The organism is Acidithiobacillus ferriphilus (genome assembly GCF_018854775.1).
In the GTDB taxonomy this organism is placed as follows: domain Bacteria; phylum Pseudomonadota; class Gammaproteobacteria; order Acidithiobacillales; family Acidithiobacillaceae; genus Acidithiobacillus; species Acidithiobacillus ferriphilus.
Genome location: NZ_JAAZTY010000044.1, coordinates 1 through 16,516 on the forward strand (window position 1 = coordinate 1; position 16,516 = coordinate 16,516).

At 56.9% G+C, this 16,516-nt stretch carries 17 protein-coding genes and 1 riboswitch; of the genes, 6 read left to right on the forward strand and 11 right to left on the reverse strand.

Features of this window, described 5'->3' with window-relative positions; genetic code table 11:
- Window positions 1–496, forward strand: a 496-nt coding sequence (locus HF921_RS03770) for a heterodisulfide reductase-related iron-sulfur binding cluster (protein WP_264318181.1), incomplete at its 5' end; no start/stop codon positions are given.
- A 74-nt stretch (window positions 497–570) separates the two neighbouring features.
- Window positions 571–879: a hypothetical protein gene (locus HF921_RS03775; protein WP_226834321.1), complete on the forward strand. Its 309-nt coding sequence runs from the start codon at window positions 571–573 to the stop codon at window positions 877–879.
- Window positions 880–944: 65 nt separating this feature from the next.
- On the opposite strand, the gene HF921_RS03780 is transcribed toward HF921_RS03775, so the two are convergent.
- Complete coding sequence (locus HF921_RS03780; protein ID WP_064217713.1) at window positions 945–1,274, reverse strand: 4a-hydroxytetrahydrobiopterin dehydratase; 330 nt, start codon at window positions 1,272–1,274, stop codon at window positions 945–947.
- An 80-nt stretch (window positions 1,275–1,354) separates the two neighbouring features.
- On the opposite strand from HF921_RS03780, the gene HF921_RS03785 reads away from it, so the two are divergent.
- Complete coding sequence (locus HF921_RS03785) at window positions 1,355–2,062, forward strand: epoxyqueuosine reductase QueH (RefSeq protein ID WP_064217712.1); 708 nt, start codon at window positions 1,355–1,357, stop codon at window positions 2,060–2,062.
- A 69-nt stretch (window positions 2,063–2,131) separates the two neighbouring features.
- Here the strand turns inward: HF921_RS03785 and ampD are convergent, their stop codons facing one another.
- From ampD to HF921_RS03825, 8 genes are all read right to left on the reverse strand, one after another.
- Window positions 2,132–2,704, reverse strand: coding sequence for a 1,6-anhydro-N-acetylmuramyl-L-alanine amidase AmpD (gene ampD / locus HF921_RS03790; RefSeq protein ID WP_064217711.1), 573 nt, complete (start codon window positions 2,702–2,704; stop codon window positions 2,132–2,134).
- Window positions 2,701–3,036, reverse strand: a complete 336-nt coding sequence (locus HF921_RS03795; protein ID WP_064217710.1) for a thioredoxin family protein — start codon at window positions 3,034–3,036, stop codon at window positions 2,701–2,703. Before HF921_RS03795 ends, ampD begins: the two co-directional genes overlap by 4 nt.
- Before the next feature lie 77 nt (window positions 3,037–3,113).
- Complete coding sequence (locus HF921_RS03800) at window positions 3,114–4,655, reverse strand: 2-isopropylmalate synthase (protein ID WP_064217709.1); 1,542 nt, start codon at window positions 4,653–4,655, stop codon at window positions 3,114–3,116.
- A gap of 587 nt (window positions 4,656–5,242) precedes the next feature.
- Window positions 5,243–6,115, reverse strand: coding sequence for a phosphoribulokinase (locus HF921_RS03805; RefSeq protein ID WP_064217707.1), 873 nt, complete (start codon window positions 6,113–6,115; stop codon window positions 5,243–5,245).
- A gap of 159 nt (window positions 6,116–6,274) precedes the next feature.
- Window positions 6,275–7,093, reverse strand: coding sequence for a methylenetetrahydrofolate reductase [NAD(P)H] (metF, locus tag HF921_RS03810; RefSeq protein WP_064217706.1), 819 nt, complete (start codon window positions 7,091–7,093; stop codon window positions 6,275–6,277).
- Window positions 7,093–8,499 carry an adenosylhomocysteinase gene (gene ahcY, locus HF921_RS03815; protein WP_064217705.1) on the reverse strand — a complete coding sequence of 469 codons (1,407 nt, stop codon included), beginning with the start codon at window positions 8,497–8,499 and terminating at the stop codon, window positions 7,093–7,095. Before ahcY ends, metF begins: the two co-directional genes overlap by 1 nt.
- Window positions 8,500–8,518: 19 nt before the next feature.
- A riboswitch (S-adenosyl-L-homocysteine riboswitch) is annotated at window positions 8,519–8,652 on the reverse strand.
- Between the two features lie 35 nt (window positions 8,653–8,687).
- A complete protein-coding gene (gene metK / locus HF921_RS03820) occupies window positions 8,688–9,857 on the reverse strand; it encodes a methionine adenosyltransferase (protein ID WP_064219097.1) in 1,170 nt (389 codons plus the stop codon).
- Between the two features lie 140 nt (window positions 9,858–9,997).
- Window positions 9,998–10,603, reverse strand: a complete 606-nt coding sequence (locus tag HF921_RS03825) for an outer membrane beta-barrel protein (protein WP_064219096.1) — start codon at window positions 10,601–10,603, stop codon at window positions 9,998–10,000.
- 122 nt (window positions 10,604–10,725) lie between these two features.
- Here HF921_RS03825 and HF921_RS03830 point away from each other — a divergent pair, with 122 nt between their 5' ends.
- Window positions 10,726–11,667, forward strand: coding sequence for a carbohydrate kinase family protein (locus HF921_RS03830; protein WP_064219095.1), 942 nt, complete (start codon window positions 10,726–10,728; stop codon window positions 11,665–11,667).
- A gap of 12 nt (window positions 11,668–11,679) precedes the next feature.
- Here HF921_RS03830 and HF921_RS03835 read toward each other — a convergent pair whose 3' ends face one another.
- Window positions 11,680–12,066, reverse strand: a complete 387-nt coding sequence (locus HF921_RS03835; protein WP_064219094.1) for a rhodanese-like domain-containing protein — start codon at window positions 12,064–12,066, stop codon at window positions 11,680–11,682.
- On the reverse strand, window positions 12,066–12,515 hold the full coding sequence (locus HF921_RS03840; protein ID WP_064219093.1) for a host attachment protein: 450 nt from the start codon (window positions 12,513–12,515) through the stop codon (window positions 12,066–12,068). The genes HF921_RS03835 and HF921_RS03840 overlap by 1 nt, the downstream gene beginning before the upstream one ends.
- 143 nt (window positions 12,516–12,658) lie before the next feature.
- On the opposite strand from HF921_RS03840, the gene HF921_RS03845 reads away from it, so the two are divergent.
- A complete protein-coding gene (locus tag HF921_RS03845) occupies window positions 12,659–15,145 on the forward strand; it encodes a glycogen/starch/alpha-glucan phosphorylase (protein WP_215861977.1) in 2,487 nt (828 codons plus the stop codon).
- A gap of 67 nt (window positions 15,146–15,212) precedes the next feature.
- Window positions 15,213–16,516 (forward strand): 2,3-bisphosphoglycerate-independent phosphoglycerate mutase (gpmI, locus tag HF921_RS03850; RefSeq protein WP_215861976.1); only part of this gene is annotated, 1,304 nt, incomplete at its 3' end.

The following is a 16,516-nucleotide window of genomic DNA, read 5'->3' on the forward strand; positions in this document are numbered from 1 at the left end:
CACCTCCGTCGCGCAGGCCCTGGGTGCGCAGGTTATCGACTACTCCACCTGGTACGACTGCTGTGGCTTTGGTTTTCGCCACATCATTTCCGAGCGTGAGTTCACCCGCAGCTTCTCCATGAATCGCAAGATCAAGGTGGCCCGGGAAGAAGCCAAGGCCGACGTCATGATCGGCATCGACACCGGCTGCATCACCACTCTGGACAAGAACCAGTGGATCGGCAAGGCGCACGACATGAATTACTCCATGCCGATCATCGCCGACGTGCAACTCGCGGCGCTCGCCTGTGGCGCCGATCCCTTCAAGATCGTCCAGTTGCAGTGGCACGCTTCACCCTGTGAAGACCTGGTCGAAAAAATGGGCATCAGCTGGGATAAAGCCAAGGCCGATTTCCAGGAATATCTCAAACAGGTGGAACAGGGTAATGTGGAATACCTCTACAACCCCGAACTCGCCACCAATCAAAATATTAATATGCAGAAGGCTTCCGCCTGATTCAGATTGATGCGCGAGTATGCTTAGGCACACTCGCCAATACAGGCGATGTCTTTATCCGTTTAAACAGGAGGATGACCGTGGACCCCAAGGCCCTCAATACCCGTTGTGTAGAACTCTTTCAGAATCCCAATGTGCGCCTGCGCCTGTGGAATGCTCGGATGTTCTGGCAGGTTGGCAACCAGATGAATGTCGCCCCGACCGCGCTCACCGATCCCAAGGTAGACACCTGTGAACTGGAAGTCATGCTCAGCGCCGCCGCGTTGACGGATTCCCAGTGCGCCGCTGAACTGGACAAGCGCGAGCCTGGCCGCGCCGCCTTCATCCAGCGCCAGATTCGGGAAGGTATGCGCCCCCTCCTGCGCTCGGCCCATCAGGCTTAAGGCGGCGCCCCACTTCGCAGCTAATGAGGAGCAGAACCTGAATATGCTGCTCCCAAAGCGCGGCATCAAGCCAAAAGTGCGTTAATCTGCCGGGCACAGATAAAATCATTAGCTGTCAGCCCATCTATGGCATGGGTGCTATAGCGCACCACACAACGTCCATAACCGATTTCCATATCAGGATGATGATCTTCCCGGTTGGCAATCCAGGCCACAGCATTTACAAAGGCCATGGTTTCGTAAAAGTTTTTGAAATGGCAATCTCGGCGTAGCGTATGGCCATCAAGCCGCCAGCCGGGTAAATCCTGTAATCCCGCTTGAACGGCCTCCGCCGACAACCCTGCCATCCCGCCTTCACAGGGCTGGCAACCCCCTCTACGCAAATCGCTCTCCATTTTTTCCTCCTCTTTTTGGCAAAATCGGTGCAAAGCGCTATTCTTCCATCCGATAAGTCATTCATCAGGGAACCGCCCCCATGTCCAAAAAGCCCGCCGCCCCGCTACAAACGCCCGATGGCAGCCAGCATATCCTGCTGCATTCCTGCTGTGCGCCCTGTGCCGGACCTATCATGGATGATATCCGCGCGGCAGACATCGGGTTTACCGTACTCTTCTACAATCCCAACATCCATCCCCAGGCCGAGTATGAACTGCGTAAGGCAGAAAATATCCGCTACGCTGAGCAACTTGGGGTGCCCTTTATTGACCTCGACTACGATAAGGACAACTGGTTTTCCCGGGTGAGCGGGCTGGAGTGGGAGCCGGAGCGTGGTAAACGCTGCACCGCCTGCTTCGATATGCGCTTTGAGCGCTCCGCCCTGTACGCTGTTGAACATGGCTTCAGTATTTTCTCCAGCACCCTCGGGATTTCCCGTTGGAAGGATATGCAACAGATTAACGGTTGTGGACACCGGGCCGCCGCGCGCCATGCGGGCTTGAAATACTGGGACCATAATTGGCGCAAGGACGGCGGCAGCGCGCGGATGATCGACATTGCCAAACGTGAACAGTTTTATCAGCAGGAATACTGCGGCTGTGTGTACTCCCTGCGCGACAACAATCAGTACCGGATCAGTCAGGGCCGCGACAAAATCATCCGCGGGGTGAAGTTCTACGGCCGCGACGAACGGATTCATGAGCCAGATGCAGAGGTCGTGGGGACTGCTGGCTTCAAAAGCTCATAGCAGTCGCGCAGTCTCTACAACGCGCTGCGCCAACCATTGCTCCGCTTGCCAGCCACGCCGCCAATTGCGTTAGGTGCTTGCCGCATGGCCGCCATTTTTACTCACCGCCGCCAGATAGGACCAGGAAAAACCTGGGCCTGGATCCCATTTACGACCGGGGGCAATGTCCGAGTGTCCCACCATACGTTCAGGATTCATACCCGGGAATAGGCCCTGCAAGTCTTTCGCCAATGTCGCCAGACGCTGATACTGGATCGGCATGAATGTAGTACTTTCACTGCCCTCCAACTCGACGCCGACACTATAATCGTTACAGGCTGGGCGGCCCTGCCACGCAGACGCCCCGGCATGCCAGGCGCGCTGAAATACACCGACGTGCTGCCACAAGGTACCATCCCGTTCGATAAAAAAGTGTGCGGAGACATGCAAGTCGCGCAAAGCGCCATAGTACGGATAGCTACCGAAGTCCAAAGTCCCCATGAAAAAACGCTGCACGTCACCGCTACCAAAGCTCTCAGGCGGGAGGCTGATGGCATGCACCACCAGCAGGTCCACCACCGTGCTCACCGGACGTTCGTCGTGGTAGGGCGACGGCGCGCGCTGCGCCTGACGGTGCCAACCCGTATCGTCCCAGGCCGTCATGGCATTTCTTCCGGTGGCTGGTCAGTCATCGCTGCCAGCCACCGGTCTAACGCATGCGCCCGCGCTTCCACCTGAATGGGGCGCTGATAATGGCCATCCCGGAAAAGAAAAAGCGCGGGCAGATGATAGACATTCAACTCCTGGGTGATCCCCATATCGATCCCTGCGTCGACCTCCCAGACTTGCAAACCACTGCGGGCAGCCTCGTAATCCGCTAGCAACTTGCGCCAGATCCGGCAGGAATGGCAACCTGCGGAGGTAAAAAAAAGGATGATTAGTCCTTGGGTCGTCGCCATGCGCTGCCAAAAACCCAACTCCGATACCGTTTCCATGAACTTCTCCTCAGAAGTGGAAGTCACGCCCGGCGTCATTGGCGGGCAATGGGATTGAGGGGAAAGGCCATGTCGCCCTAGATCTGCGGATGCCGCCGCTCTTGGGGTTGTTGCAGGCGGTTCAGGGCCGAAAGATAGGCTTTGGCGCTGGCGAGGACGATGTCCGTATCCGCTCCCAGACCATTCACGATGCGTCCGTTCTGCTGCAAACGCACCGTGACCTCCCCTTGGGCGTCAGTACCCGTCGTGATGGCATTGACTGAATACAGTAACAATTGCGCACCGCTTGCCACCACCGCTTCGATGGCCTTGAAGGCGGCGTCCACTGGCCCTCCACCCGTGGCACCGGCGGTCTTGGCCACGCCTTCCACCAAAACCTCCACCTGGGCTTCGGGATGAGTACCCATCTCCGAGCAAACGCGTAGATAACCCAAGCGATAGCGTTCTGCCTGTTCCTCTTGCATATCCTCATTGACCAACGCCTGCAAATCCTCGTCGAAGATTTCGGCTTTGCGATCGGCCAGGTCTTTGAAGCGGGCAAAAGCCACGTTCAACGCCTCCCCCTCCAGATGAATACCGAGGGCACCGAGGCGTGCTCGCATGGCCGCCCGACCCGAGAGCTTACCCAGGGTCATCCGGTTGGCGGCCCAACCCACATCCTCGGCACGCATGATCTCATAAGTTTCGCGATGTTTGAGGACGCCATCCTGATGAATACCTGACTCATGGGCAAAGGCATTAGCACCGACAATGGCTTTGTTGGGTTGCACCGGAAAACCGGTAATGGTGGACACCAATTTGCTGGTAGGTACGATCTGGCTGATGTCGATACGGGTATCACAGGCGAAGACATCAGTCCGGGTCCGCACAGCCATGACAATTTCTTCCAGAGCTGCATTGCCCGCCCGTTCGCCCAATCCGTTGATGGTGCACTCCACCTGACGCGCACCATGCTGCACCGCCGACAGCGAGTTTGCCACCGCCAGACCCAGATCGTTGTGGCAATGGATGGAGAAGATCGCCTGGTCGGCATTGGGCACCCGCGCGCGCAGGTTGGCGATGAGTTGCCCGAAGCGGTCCGGGAGGTTGTAACCCACCGTATCCGGGATATTGATGGTACGTGCTCCGGCGTCGATCACCGCCTCGATCACCCGGCAGAGGAAGTTCTCTTCGGAACGCCCGGCATCCTCCGGCGAAAACTCCACATCATCGCAATACCGCCGGGCAAGCTTCACCGCAGCCACCGCCCGATCCAAGACCTCGTCGGGAGACATGCGCAATTTGGCCTGCATGTGTACCGGACTGGTGGCAATGAAAGTGTGGATGCGCCCCGCCGCTGCACCAGCGATGGCCTCCCCGGCGCGGCGGATATCAGCGTCCCGGGCACGGGCCAACGCACAGATACGGCTGTCCTTTACCGCCGCGGCGATGGCCTGCACCGCAAAAAAATCGCCGTTGCTGGCGGCGGGAAAGCCTGCCTCGATGACATCCACGTGCAAACGCTCCAGGGCCTTGGCGATACGCAGTTTTTCATCGCGCGTCATGGCCGCGCCCGGCGACTGTTCTCCATCGCGCAAGGTAGTGTCGAAAATAATCAAATGTTCTTTGGATAAACTCATGGGTCATCCTTTCCAGATCGTTTGTCGTGATTATATCGCGTTGGCGGGTTTTCACGAAGGATGCGCCGATCTGCCCGCATTCCGCAAGAGCGCGATACGGTTTGCTCACCTTTGGGCCGCTTTTTTACGATATCCTGCTCCATACGCATTTGCGCCGATTCCTTCCGTAGCTGTTTATTCTCACTCTCCGGTTCGGCCATTATGCGCGCTCCGGGCGCACCCATCGATTTCCCGCCACGCGCGGCTGAAGAGAACCCGGGCTTCTCTGGCTTGACGGCCAAGGCACGGAGGACCGAAGATGGCCGGGAGTATCCGTTGGGACACAGCGTCATGCGCTGGAATGGCAAGAGCTGTATGTGCTCAAACACGATTCCGGTCTGTCAATGGCCGGATGGCTGCAGCGCGCCAAACAGTGTGGCGCAATCACCGAGACCGCCCACCTTTCGAGTGATGCCAACATCTTGATCGACCCAGTCACAACGACTACTTGGCATTGGCACTTGGTGCACCAATAGCCCCTGCCAGAAAACAAATCCCGCAGTAGTACCGCCACCACGGGATTAATCTGAAGTTAAGCCTGCATGGCCTCAGATAGAGTCGCGCATGTCTTCCAGCATCTGTTCAATACGCGGCCCAAGGATGACTTCCATCGCGAAACCCATCTTGGTTCCTGGGATTACCAAGGTATTAGAACGAGACATAAAACTACCCGGCAACATTTGCAATAGAGCGGGGAAGTTCGCTTCCCTATGGTCACGAAAGCGGATGACCACCATGCTTTCGTCCGGTGTCGGAATATCGCGGGCAATGAAGGGATTGGACGTATCCACCAGCGGTACACGCTGGAAATTGATGTGGGCGCGTGAGAATTGCGGGGTAATGTGGTGAATGTAGTCCGGCATACGACGCAGAATGGTATCCACAATCGCCTCAGCGGAATAGCCACGCTGGGCATTGTCACGGTGAATCTTCTGAATCCACTCCAGATTGACCACCGGCACCACACCAACTAATAGGTCGACGTAATTAGCCACGTCAACATCATCGGTCTTCACACCACCATGCAATCCTTCATAAAACAGCAGGTCCGTACCAGATGGCATATCCTGCCAAGGGGTGAACGTACCCGGTGCGCTACCGCGCAGTTCGGCCTCAGACTCGTCGTGAACGTAGTAACGCATCTGCCCATGACCGGTCTCACCATACTCGCGGAATAGCCGCTCCAGCGCTTCGAAATCATTGCCTTCCGGGCCAAAATGGCTAATGGTTTTACCATCAGCCGCCGCCTTGGCGATGGCTTCGCGCATCTCGGTACGGTTGTAACGATGGAAGCTATCACCTTCGATAATGACCGGGTTAATTTTCAAACGCCTGAAAATGTCATGGAAGGCATGCTTGACGGTGGTGGTACCCGCCCCTGATGAACCAGTCACGGCAACGACGGGATGTTTCTTAGACATGAGAATGTAACCTCTTTAGTGAATAAAATCTGCGGCAGTCCGCTCTACGGACAAAGCCCCGTTTTCGGGCAGTTTAGCAAAGGACACTCGCCGGTCAACATAAAACGCCGCCACAGAAGGCCTGTGCAATGGCCCGACGATAGATAGCGTCAATGATGACTAGAGACTGAGGTTACGCCAAATCGCTGCCGTCGCTTCAGCCTGATTCAGGGTATAAAAATGCAGGCTCGGTGCCCCCTCCCGCAACAGTAGCCGGCACTGCCGGCTCAACAACTCAATTCCAAGCTGATACTGGGATTGCGGATCATCGCTGTAGGCTTCCATTCGGCGTCGCACATACTGAGGGATGTCCGCTCCGCACATGGCAGAAAAACGGGATATCTGCTCAAAATTAGTGATAGGCATGACGCCAACCACCACCGGCACATCAACCCCTTGCCGTTGCAAATCATCGCGCAACTGCAGATAGGCATCGGGATTGAAAAAATACTGGGTGATAATCGCATCCGCCCCCGCCCGCACCTTGGTCACCAGATGTGCCACATCATCACGAGCCGAAGTCGCCCGGGGATGGATCTCCGGATAGCCCGCCACATACACGTCAAAACCACCAAAATGGCGGATAAATGCAACCAGATCTGCAGCATGCTGAAAGTGGCCGGGATTCTCCATACCTTCTGGTAAATCACCGCGCAGAGCAACGATACGCCGTACGCCCTGCTTCTGGTAATCTTCGAGAATCTCCCGGATCCCCGCTTCCGTAGACCCGATGCACGAGAGATGCGGCACCGCCTCCAGATCATAATCCTGACGGATCATGGTCACGGTAGCAAAGGTCCGCTCGCGGGTGGACCCGCCCGCCCCGAAGGTCACCGAGGCATACTCGGGACCCAAGGGGAGAAGCGCGGTTATCGCCTCCCGCAGACGTTCCTCACCCGCGGCATTTTTGGGGGGAAAGAACTCGACGGAATGTGCCATCAGTAGCGGTACGCGTCAGCCTTGAAGGGCCCATCAACGGACACGCCAAGGTACTTGGACTGTACATCGGTCAGACGGGTCAATACCCCCGCAAAGCCTTCCACCATATAGCGCGCCACTTCTTCATCCAGAGCCTTCGGCAGAACGGTAACGGAGATGTGACCGGCCTTCTCCGCGGCAGGCAGATCGGCGAAACGCTCGTCGTACAGGTGAATCTGCGCCAGCACCTGGTTGGCGAAAGAACCATCCATGATTCGGCTGGGGTGACCCGTCGCATTGCCCAGGTTCACCAGACGCCCTTCGGAGAGGAGAATCAGGTAGTCATCACTATCGGGATCAAAGGCCTTACCGGCAGCCGCATCACGGTAGACCTTGTGGACCTGCGCCTTCACTTCGTCCCAAGCCCAGGTTTTGCGCATGAAAGCGGTATCGATCTCGTTATCAAAATGACCAATGTTACAGACCACGGCGCCCTTCTTGATGGCCTTGAGCATACCGGCGTCACAAACGTTGAAGTTGCCGGTAGCGGTCACCAGCAAATCCATCTGGCCCAGAAGATCACGATCAACGCTGGCATCCGTACCATCGTTGATGCCGTTTTTATAGGGCGACACGACTTCATAACCGTCCATGCAGGCCTGCATGGCGCAAATGGGATCCACCTCTGAGACGCGGACGATCATCCCTTCCTGACGCAGGGAAGCCGCCGAGCCCTTGCCCACATCGCCATAGCCCAGCACCAGCGCGCGCTTACCGGAGAGCAGATGGTCGGTGGCCCGCTTGATGGCGTCACTGAGCGAGTGACGGCATCCATACTTGTTGTCGTTCTTGCTCTTGGTCACGGAATCGTTGACGTTGATGGCAGGAATTTTCAGGCTGCCTTTCTGGGCCATTTCCCAAAGGCGATGCACACCGGTAGTGGTCTCCTCGGAGACACCATGGATACCGGCCAGCAGCTCCGGATATTTCTGATGCAACAGGCCGGTGAGGTCTCCGCCATCATCCAGCAGCATGTTCGGGCGCCAGCCATCCGGACCGGTGATGGTCTGCTCGACACACCACCAATACTCGTCTTCCGTCTCACCTTTCCAGGCAAAAACCGGAATACCCGCCGCCGCGATGGCCGCCGCCGCCTGATCCTGGGTGGAGAAAATGTTACAGGAAGACCAACGCACTTCCGCACCGAGCGCCACCAGCGTTTCGATAAGCACCGCGGTCTGGATGGTCATGTGGATGCAGCCGGCAATACGCGCGCCCTTGAGGGGCTGCTGCGCCTGATATTTGCGGCGAATGGTCATCAATGCCGGCATTTCTGTTTCAGCGATGCGGGTTTCTTTACGTCCCCAATCAGCAAGGGAAATATCGGCGACTTTGTAATCAGCAGAACTTTTGAGCACAGCATTCATGTAAGTCATTCCTTGAGCATGAAAGCGAGCGCAGTTTTACAGATGGGAAGCATAGGCCGAGCCTGATCGTCGCCCCCACCGCCTTTCCGGCCGGGAAAGCATCCAGCCGGGACGGCAAAGCGAGGCATGACGACTGCAGCGCCCCTCGACCCGATCTTCCAGCGGGGAGAACCCCCGCCAAGGCATTTTTACCGCAGTCCGGCAGCGTCGCGCAAGGCGGCTGCCTTGTCCGTGCGCTCCCAGGTAAACTCAGGCTCTTCGCGACCAAAGTGACCATAGGCAGCCGTTTTGGCATAGATGGGCCGCAACAGGTCGAGCATCTGGATGATGCCTTTGGGACGCAGGTCAAAGTGCTCACGCACCAGAACGGCGATCCGGTCGTCGTCAATCACTCCGGTACCGAAAGTATCCACCATCAGGCTCACCGGCTGCGAAACGCCGATGGCATAGGCCACCTGTACTTCGCAACGCCTGGCCAGACCGGCGGCCACGATGTTCTTGGCCACATAGCGTCCGGCGTAGGAAGAGGAACGATCTACCTTGGAAGGGTCCTTGCCGGAGAACGCACCGCCGCCATGGCTACCCTGACCGCCGTAGGTGTCCACAATGATTTTGCGCCCGGTCAAACCGCAGTCCCCCACGGGCCCGCCGATCACAAAACGGCCGGTAGGGTTGATGAGGTATTTAGTATCCTTATGGATCATCTCAGGAGGCAGGACGGGCTTGATGATTTCCTCGCGCACGGCGTCGACGAGATCTGCATGGCTGATATCCGGGCTATGCTGGGTGGAAAGCACCACGGTATCGATGGCGACTGGGCGACCATCCTCATAGCGTACCGTCACCTGACTCTTGGCATCGGGACGCAGCCAGGACAGGCGACCATCCTTGCGCACCATCGCCTGCCGCTCGGTCAGACGGTGGGCAAAGTAGATGGGCGTCGGCATCAGCACATCCGTCTCGTCACAGGCAAAGCCGAACATCAGGCCCTGGTCACCAGCGCCCTGATCGAGGTCAAGGCCGGCACCTTCGTCCACGCCTTGAGCGATATCAGGGGATTGCTTGTCCAAGGTCTGCACCACCGCGCATGAAGCCCAGTCGAAACCCATATCCGAGGAGTTATAACCGATCCGGCGCACGGTCTGGCGCGCCACATCCGCATAGTCCACCACCGCTGTGGTGGTAATTTCACCCGCGAGCACGATCAGACCCGTAGTAATCAGTGTCTCGGCCGCCACCCGACCACGGGGGTCCTGGGCCAGGATCGCATCAAGAATGGCATCGGAAATCTGATCCGCGACTTTATCGGGGTGACCTTCGGAAACAGATTCAGAGGTGAAAAGATGACTTTTGGACATGCGCTAAGTTCCTCGCTGGCTAGGCCGACTGTCACTGTCGACAGGGACAGTGCGCACTATATCAAAGGGAAGCAGCACAAGCGAAGTGAAACACACTCACCGCAAAGGCAAAAACTGCTCAAGCGTGATGGGTATACGGCTTAGGGATGCGCCGGGCCGACTACCGGAAAAGAAGATTTATTGCCACCACCCCAAAAATAGGAAATACCACCCGTCACCTGTACATCATTGAAGTTCGCACTGCTGGGCGTAGGGGTATTAAAGAGCAACTGATCCTGCACCCCCAGACGCAAACCAATCTGATCATTCAACAGATACTGATATCCCACCCCGAAGACACCCATCAACGAGCTACCTCGTCCAACCCGGTTATCAAACAGGTTGCTGGATGCCCCCAAACCCAGCGAGAGGTAAGGAGTATTAGGACTGTCGAAAGCGTAAAGATTACCCAGGACCGCCGCACTGTATTGATTGGCGGCGCCAGTATGCGCGGGGCTCTGTAACTGAGCGAAGGCCGCTGCCACCTGCGCTTCAACCCCCACATGGGCATCTACACGCCGCCCCAGGCGCAAGCCAACCACACCAGCATCACCTCCGCCACCCAGTCCGCTGGATGCATCAAAAAAGGTGCTCCCGCCAAAGAGATTGATGTAGGTCTCATCATGCGCAGACTGGCCCGCCGCCCAAGCCGGAATGGCGAGGACAAGCCCGGAGAACACCAGTAAAGCGCGCAACCTCCCCTTCATGACCTAATGCACCTCGTATATAGCAGCACTGTGAATCGAAACCTGTTACAATCGTAGCCTGATTTAGATGAATATACCACACCTTTTAGCCAGTTTTGACAAAAAACCAACAAGGAGTTTCCATGTCCACTCTCGTCTGCGGTTCTCTGGCCTTTGATACCATCATGGTTTTTCAGGATCGCTTCAAGGCGCACATTCTGCCCGATCAGGTACACATGCTGAACGTGTCCTTTACCGTCCCGGAAATGCGGCGCGACTTTGGCGGATGTGCTGGCAACATCGCGTACAATCTAAAATTGTTAGGTGGCAACCCGCTGATTGTCGGCACTGCTGGCCAGGACTTCACACCCTACCTCGATCACCTGAGGGCACAAGAATTAGACACCAGTCTACTGCGAATTCTCCCGGACCATTACACTGCGCAGGCCTTCATTACCACTGATCTGGACGACAATCAGATCACTGCCTTTCATCCCGGCGCCATGTTTCAGGCCCAGGAAAATCACCTGGCCGGCTGCATTCCCGAGGACGTGCGTTGGGCCATTGTTTCACCCGATGGCCTCGGCGCCATGGTGCAGCATTTGGAAGACCTTACGAATGCTGGCATCCCCACGCTGTTTGATCCGGGCCAGGGCTTGCCCCTTTTTGATACCGCAACCCTGACGCGGCTGATTGATCGCGCCGACTACCTCACCGTCAATGATTATGAGTGCCAGATGGTACAGGCACGCACGGGTCTCGGTGTCGAGGAGCTCTGCCAGCGTCTGAAGGCCCTGATTGTCACCCGCGGCGAACATGGCTCGGTGATTTATCATGATGGCGAGGAAACGATCATTCCGGCCGCCAAGCCCAAAGCCGTTTTGGATCCTACCGGATGCGGTGATGCCTATCGCGCAGGGCTGCTATATGGACTGGAGCGCAACCTCGGCTGGGAAACGATCGGCAAGATCGCCTCGTTGATGGGCGCCTATAAGATTGAAAGTCCGGGCACCCAAAACCACCGCTTTACCTGGCCGGAATTCCAGGCGCGCTATCATGAAAACTTTGGCGAGAATATCGGCTAGATTTCGAGTCACTTAGGAAACGATGGGCTTATCCTCGGCATCCCAGACATTGATGCCGCCGCCGAGATTATAAACTTCGGTAAAGCCCATCTCCTGCAAGGTCACCGCTGCCAGCGCGGAGCGCGTTCCGCTGTCACAGTAAAGGACAACGACCCGACCACGCGCCAAGGCCAACTCCGGATGACAATGGCCATACTCCGGATCGGCCAAAGCCTCCAGATAGCCGCGGGGCACGTGGATAGCATCGGGCAGATGCCCCTCCACAAAGGCGCAGGACTCCCGGACATCCACCACCAGCACATCATCGCGGCTGCGCAACCAATCCTCAAGCGTGTCGCAGTCTATTTCGCGAATTTGACTGCGCGCATTCCGTATAAAATCTGCCAACGATTTGGCCATCAGGGACACATCACTTGGGCAAGATGTTTAGCGAGTTCGTCAACCCCGGCACTGGTGTAATCCTTGTTTAAGGTGCCCGAGACCATCGCTATGGTAGGTGCATCCAGTTTTTCACGCAACAAGCCCAGAACATGCGGAGAAGCGACAAGCACCAAGTGTTGGAACGCATTCTGTTTGCGCGCCTCGCCTAAATAAGTTGCCAGTTCGCTGGCGAAGTGCAACATTTCCGTCTCTTTAGGACTGGTTTGCCATTCGATGCCAGGTCGTGCCCCGGCGGCGAAGCTTTGCTGAGCCCGCCCTCCTGCATCCGTCACCAGATCGTCCTGATGTTTGCGGCTGTCGGGGTGGGTCCAATCCTGCAAGAGATGCAGCCCTGTATCGCAACCTTCATTTTTAAAGAGGCGCGCTTCCGCGGCATTACTCACCAACACCCAGGTTACGATAGCCATCACGAGTTCTCCGTTTTTCAATGGTTACCTTACATAGATAGATGCGGCAATCACAAAAAACAAGCAACAAACCCCTCTTTCCCCGGGCCAGAACATCATTCTATGATGAGACTGCCTGCCATCCGTCTTTTGAGGAGTCCCCTATGCCCTCCCAACGCCCCAGAAAAACCGCGTGCTCACTACCCTCTTTGGGTATGGATGCCTCCAGCCTGTGCATGGACACGCGCCATTATCTGCTTCGCACCCTGGGTGCCGAAGAGTCAGCCAGCTCGGGGAATAGTGTTTACACCGCGCTGGCAATGAGCCTGCGTGACCGGCTCATCGAACGCTGGAAGACCACCCAGAAAAAGGTGGCTGCCGAAAATGGCAAGCGCACCTTTTATCTGTCTCTGGAGTTCCTACTGGGGCGGACCATGGGTAATACCCTGCTCAACCTGGGGCTGGAAGACGCTGCGCGCGACATGCTTACCCAGGAACACCGTAAGCTGACGGATCTCCTCGAGGTCGAACCTGACGCCGGCTTAGGTAACGGCGGCCTGGGCCGTCTCGCCGCCTGCTTTCTCGACAGCTGCGCCTCTCTGGGCCTGCCGGTCACAGGTTATGGTATTCGCTACGATTACGGCATGTTCCGTCAGGAAATTCGCGGTGGCGAGCAACTAGAGGAACCCGATCACTGGTTGAAGAACGGCTATCCCTGGGAACTGAAACGGCCAGAGCGCGTGCGCCGGATCCATTTCTTTGGGCGTAGCGATACCTATCACGATGCCCACGGGAAAATGCGTCAGCGCTGGGTCGACACCCACGATGTCCTCGCCGTGCCTTACGATATCCCCATCCCCGGCTATCGTAACGACGTGGTCAACACTCTACGCCTGTGGCGTGCAGCAGCCACCGACATTTTTGATCTTGGCGAGTTCAACGCTGGCGCTTATCCGGAGGCGGTTGCGGCAAAAAATAGCGCAGAACACATCAGTATGGTGCTCTATCCCAACGATAGCAGCGAAAACGGCAAAGAATTGCGCCTGCGCCAGCAGTACTTTCTGGCCTCCGCCAGTCTTCAGGATGTAGTCGCGGACTGGGTCGCTGTCCACGGCGAAAATTTCCGCGACTTTGCCGAACATCACTGCTTCCAACTCAACGACACCCATCCCAGCTGCGCCGTGCCGGAACTGATGCGCCTGCTGATGGATGAGCATAGCCTAAGCTGGCAAGACGCGTGGGACATTACCAGCCACACCATGGCCTATACCAACCACACCTTATTGCCCGAAGCACTAGAGCGATGGTCGGTGCGTTTATTCCGACAACTCCTGCCACGCCTGCTGGAAATCATCCTGGAAATCAATGGACGTTTCCTGCAAGAAGTGGCTCGGCACGCACCGGGCGACACCGATTTGCTGCGGCGGCTGTCTATTATCGAAGAAGGCGGTGAGCAGATGGTGCGGATGGCGCACCTCGCCGTGGTCGGCAGTTTTTCGGTCAACGGGGTCGCAACACTGCACACCCAGCTCCTCCGCGATGAACTTTTCGCTGATTTTCACCGTCTCTGGCCAAAAAAGTTCAACAATAAAACCAACGGGGTGACTCCGAGACGCTGGCTGCAATGGGCCAATCCAGGGCTGCGTGATCTCATCACCGAACGCATCGGCCCCGATTGGAAGTACGATCTGGAGCGTTTACGGGATCTGGCGGCGGCAGCGGATGATGCGGGGTTCCGCAAACGCTGGGCAGAGGTACGTCGCGTTAACAAGAAAAGGCTGGCGGCGCTCGTGCATCAGCATACCGGCGTCACTTTCATCTCCGAGGCCCTAGTGGATGTACAGGTAAAGCGCATCCACGAGTACAAGCGGCAACTACTCAACGCTCTGCATGTCATCCACCTGTATGACCGCATCAAGCGCGGCGAAGCGGCCGAGGTGACTCCCCGCAATGTCCTTTTCGCTGGTAAGGCCGCACCCGGCTATTTTATGGCCAAGCGCATCATCAAGTTCATCAACAACATTGCCAATGTCATCAATCACGATCCCGATACCGAGGGTTTGTTGCGCGTGAGTTTTCTACCCGATTACCGGGTCTCTCTCATGGAACAAATTTGCGCGGCGACGGATCTCTCCGAGCAGATCTCCACGGCCGGCAAGGAGGCTTCCGGTACCGGCAACATGAAGTTCATGATGAACGGGGCACTGACCATTGGCACTCTGGATGGCGCCAATATCGAAATCCGCGACGCGGTAGGTCCCGAACATTTTTTCCTCTTCGGATTGAATGCTCAGGAGGTGGGTCAACAGCGCGGGCACTATAACCCGCAAATCTACCTACAGGCGGACCATGACCTGCAACGGGTCATGGATCTCATACAGAGCGGCTATTTCAACGCTTTCGAACCGGGCATTTTCGACCCCATCATCCACGCCGTCACCCATCCCCAGGATCCGTGGATGGTGCTCGCCGACTTTACCAGCTACAAGCTGAAGCAACGGGAAGCAGCGGAACTCTGGCATGATCAGACCGAATGGCAACGTCTCAGTATCCTCAATACGGCGGCCAGCGGCGTTTTCTCCAGTGACCGGACCATTGCCCAGTACAATGCGGATATCTGGCATCTGAAACCTCTGATCATGACCCCATGACAGGATTCTCCCGATCTGTTCTAATGCTTTTCACTCACGGGGTATGTTCGCCATGCAGAGGAAACTGATGACCCATAAACCACGTCCGGTGTTACTCCTGATCCTCGATGGCTGGGGATATCGCGAAGATCCCGAGGATAACGCCATTGCCCAGGCACGTACGCCGAACTGGGATGGCTGGTGGCAAAGTCATCCCCATGGCCTCATCAATGCGTCTGGTGCCTCTGTAGGGCTTCCGGGCGGGCAGATGGGCAACAGCGAAGTCGGGCACATCAATATCGGTGCCGGTCGCGTGGTATATCAGGAGTATGAACGTATTAATCGTGCCATCGCCGATGGCAGCTTTTATGCTAACAGCACCCTCTGTGCGGCGGTGGATGCCGCCAAGGCACGGGGCGGTGCTGTACATATTCTTGGCCTGCTTTCAGCAGGCGGGGTGCACTCCCACGAAGAACACATTCTCGCGGCGCTGCGCCTAGCACGAGGCCGGGGGACTGAACGGGTCTATGTGCATGCCTTTCTGGATGGTCGTGACACCCTGCCACGCTGCGCGGCGCCATCACTGGAAAAGCTGGATGCCGAGATCAGCACTCATGGTGGTGCCCTGGCTTCAGTGATTGGCCGTTTCTATGCCATGGACCGCGACCACCGCTGGGATAGGGTACAGCAGGCTTATGATCTGCTTACCCTCGGTAAAGGTGAACACTATGCCACGGGTGTAGAAGCGCTCGCCGCCGCCTATGCGCGTGGCGAAAGTGACGAATTTGTCGCCGCCTCCCAGATTGGTGCCAGCCCGGCGTGTATCGGCGATCATGATGCGGTGTTATTCATGAACTTTCGTTCCGATCGCGCCCGACAGATCACCCGCCCCTTTGTCGAAGCGGATTTCGATGGTTTCACCCGGCAAGCAACACCCCACCTCGCCGACTTCGTTACCCTCACAGAATACAGTGAACGCTTTGACGTGCATGTGGCTTATCCCCCTACCCGCCTGAAAAACACCTTTGGCGAATGGGTGTCTCAACACGGCTTGCATCAGCTGCGCATCGCCGAAACCGAAAAATACGCCCATGTCACTTTCTTTTTAAATGGCGGTGACGAAAGGGTGTTCCCGGGTGAGGATCGCGTATTGATTCCGTCCCCCAAAGTCGCCACCTACGATTTGCAACCGGAAATGAGTGTGGATGAGCTGACTGATACTCTGGTCACCCGTATCGAAAGCCGTCATTACGATACCATCATCTGTAATCTTGCCAATCCTGATATGGTCGGCCACAGTGGCAACTTGGCCGCCGCCATTGCTGCGGTCGAGGCGGTAGACCGTAGTCTGGGTCGCATTGTCAGCGCTGCGCGCGCCATAGGCGGCGAAGT